Source organism: Paenibacillus sp. J22FR5, assembly GCF_059691975.1.
This window is the reverse complement of the sequence record NZ_JCAUAN010000068.1, coordinates 1-2,333: the sequence shown is the minus strand read 5'-3', so window position 1 is coordinate 2,333 and position 2,333 is coordinate 1. Positions and strand designations below refer to the sequence as shown.

The following is a 2,333-nucleotide window of genomic DNA, read 5'->3' as shown; positions in this document are numbered from 1 at the left end:
GCTACGTCTGATGAGCGCTCTCATGAACAACATCTGCAAACCAAGGTGATAAAATCCTGCGAATGAGTGAGTATATGTGAGATAAACCCTTAAAACCGAGGGACGGGCAGTATACTTCAATGAGATTCCTGAAAATGGTATATTAAAATATATAATCTGCAAAAAGTATCTTAAGGCCAACGCAATTGTCGATAAAGGGTGGGTTTAGTGGAGATATATTTAATTGCTGCAATGGACAAAAACAGAGTTATAGGAAAAGACAATGACATTCCATGGAGAATACCTAATGACTGGAAGTATGTTAACAAAACAACAAAAGGACATCCAATAGTATTAGGGAGAAAAAACTACGAATCCATTGGAAAGGTGCTTCCTGATCGTCGAAATATAATATTAAGCCGAGATATGGGGCTTAACATTGCAGGTTGTGAAATCGCTCATTCCATTAAAGAAGTTTTAGATCTGTGCCAGAATGAAGAGAAGATATTTATTTTTGGAGGAGAGCAGATTTACAAGATATTTATGCCGTATATAAAAAAAATGTACATTACAAAAATTCATCATGAATTTGAAGGTGATACCTATTTTCCGGATATTGATTTTAAGGAATGGAAAGAAGTATCTGTTGAAAAAGGGCTAACTGATAGGAAAAATCCTTATAATTATTATTTTCATGTTTATGAAAGAAATTAGGTTAGTTGTAATGCTGTCGTATTCCGCTAACGAGTAATTATAGTTTTATAAAACAATCTGAAGAGGAACTGAGACGGCCTGATATTTTCAAGGAAAAAGTTTCATACTAATGCAAATTAAAAGGAGCCTGGGCAGCGAATTTAGTTGTTATTCAGGTTGCAAACCATCCGAGGACATTATTGGGGTATTTATGCTCCAGGACGTTTGGACCGAATAGGAGATTGATGACATGGCTTTCGGAATATCCAGACATGAACTGAATGAATGGAAAAGCAAATGCTCACAGGGAGAAATTGCCTTTTTGACACATTATTGGGTAGAACCTCGCTTTCCAGGAGTGAAGACGATCACTAAGGTGGGCTGCTGTGATCTGGAACGATTGAAGGAATGGTGCTTGGCGAATGGTTTAAATCCAGTTTACATACATCTTCGTGATGAATATCCACATTACGACCTAATAGGGAACAAGCAGATTGAAATCTTAAAGAGAGAACATTTGACCGATCATCTGCTCAGATTCAAGCTTTGGTGATAAAGGCGGCGGGGAATTCATGCGGTACCAATGGCGAATAACGAAATACAATCCGGATTATCGTGACGAAAAGGGATGCTATCAAAAAAACAAAGAATGGACTTCGTACAGTGATATTGGCAAAACTGTAACAAAAGAAGAGTATGAAAAAGTAGCAAATGCATATGTGAATAGTGTTATATCGCTAATGAATAAACTGGAAGATAAACAGCTTCGAGTAACGAATCTCGAAGGAGAATCGCCACTGAAGGAAGGGCAAATTATCTATATCTCTGATTTGAATACAGTTATTCAGGCTGTTCTTCGAGACGAGTATTGGTGCAAGCTGGAATCTAATGATGTTTTTGTACACTTTGGGTTCGATTTTTATATGTACCTTGGATCCAATGACGAAAGTTCTGAAGCACTTCTCGAAATAAAATTGTCTGGTTTGTATGTGGAACTTTATGAATCACCATATTTATTTCCTAGTTAACTTTGAAAAAGAGATCAAATAAATAAGATGACCAATTCCGCTAACGGCTGAACAATAGCTCAGAAGAGAGTTGCATAGAAGCAGCTCCTTTTTGATTTCATTGAAGTAAAGTTGAAATATGCGATGAAAATGGGACTACACTATTCTTAGGCGCATTATCAAGAGATTGTCTTGAAACTGATAAGGAGCGAGAGAAACGTCAATGCAGGAAAACTGGTTCTATTATTGGAGTAATTGCCTCCTTAACTTATATCGTGATGCTAGTTTGTTTGGCTCACGGAATTGGAACATTTAATTTGTATTTTATTTTACTACCTTCTTCACTTGCATTGCTAGGCTCACTTTTAACCAAGCCACTGTTAAATATTATAGCGACAGTATGGTTAGTTCCGGCTTGCCTTTATTTTACTTTCGGTCCGTTTATACTTTTTTTACATATTGCAGCAATTATTTTTTTGCTAATAGGAAAAAGGACTACGTAAAATAGCAGTTTTGTTTAATTAATTACTTTTGTGATTAAATTAAACATTCCTGTAATGACTAAGATTTGGACTTTGTCAAAAAAGGAGCGCCTCGGTATGATGGGTTTGTGCACGGGTTTGAAACCCAATACCATCAAGGAGGCGCTCTTAC

3 protein-coding genes are annotated in these 2,333 nt (G+C 36.5%); all 3 read left to right on the top strand.

What is annotated here, in order from left to right; genetic code table 11:
* Nucleotides 1-207 precede the first annotated feature (207 nt).
* Complete coding sequence (locus AC58P7_RS33360; RefSeq protein WP_497350350.1) at nucleotides 208-693, top strand: dihydrofolate reductase; 486 nt, start codon at nucleotides 208-210, stop codon at nucleotides 691-693.
* Between the two features lie 229 nt (nucleotides 694-922).
* Nucleotides 923-1,225 carry a hypothetical protein gene (locus AC58P7_RS33355; RefSeq protein WP_497350349.1) on the top strand — a complete coding sequence of 101 codons (303 nt, stop codon included), beginning with the start codon at nucleotides 923-925 and terminating at the stop codon, nucleotides 1,223-1,225.
* A gap of 19 nt (nucleotides 1,226-1,244) precedes the next feature.
* A complete protein-coding gene (locus AC58P7_RS33350; protein ID WP_497350348.1) occupies nucleotides 1,245-1,700 on the top strand; it encodes a hypothetical protein in 456 nt (151 codons plus the stop codon).
* Nucleotides 1,701-2,333 lie beyond the last annotated feature (633 nt).

Coding starts and splice junctions, on each gene's coding strand:
- AC58P7_RS33355 (WP_497350349.1), top strand. CDS start 923: ATGGCTTTCGGAATATCCAGACATGAACTGAATGAATGGAAAAGCAAA.
- AC58P7_RS33350 (WP_497350348.1), top strand. CDS start 1,245: ATGCGGTACCAATGGCGAATAACGAAATACAATCCGGATTATCGTGAC.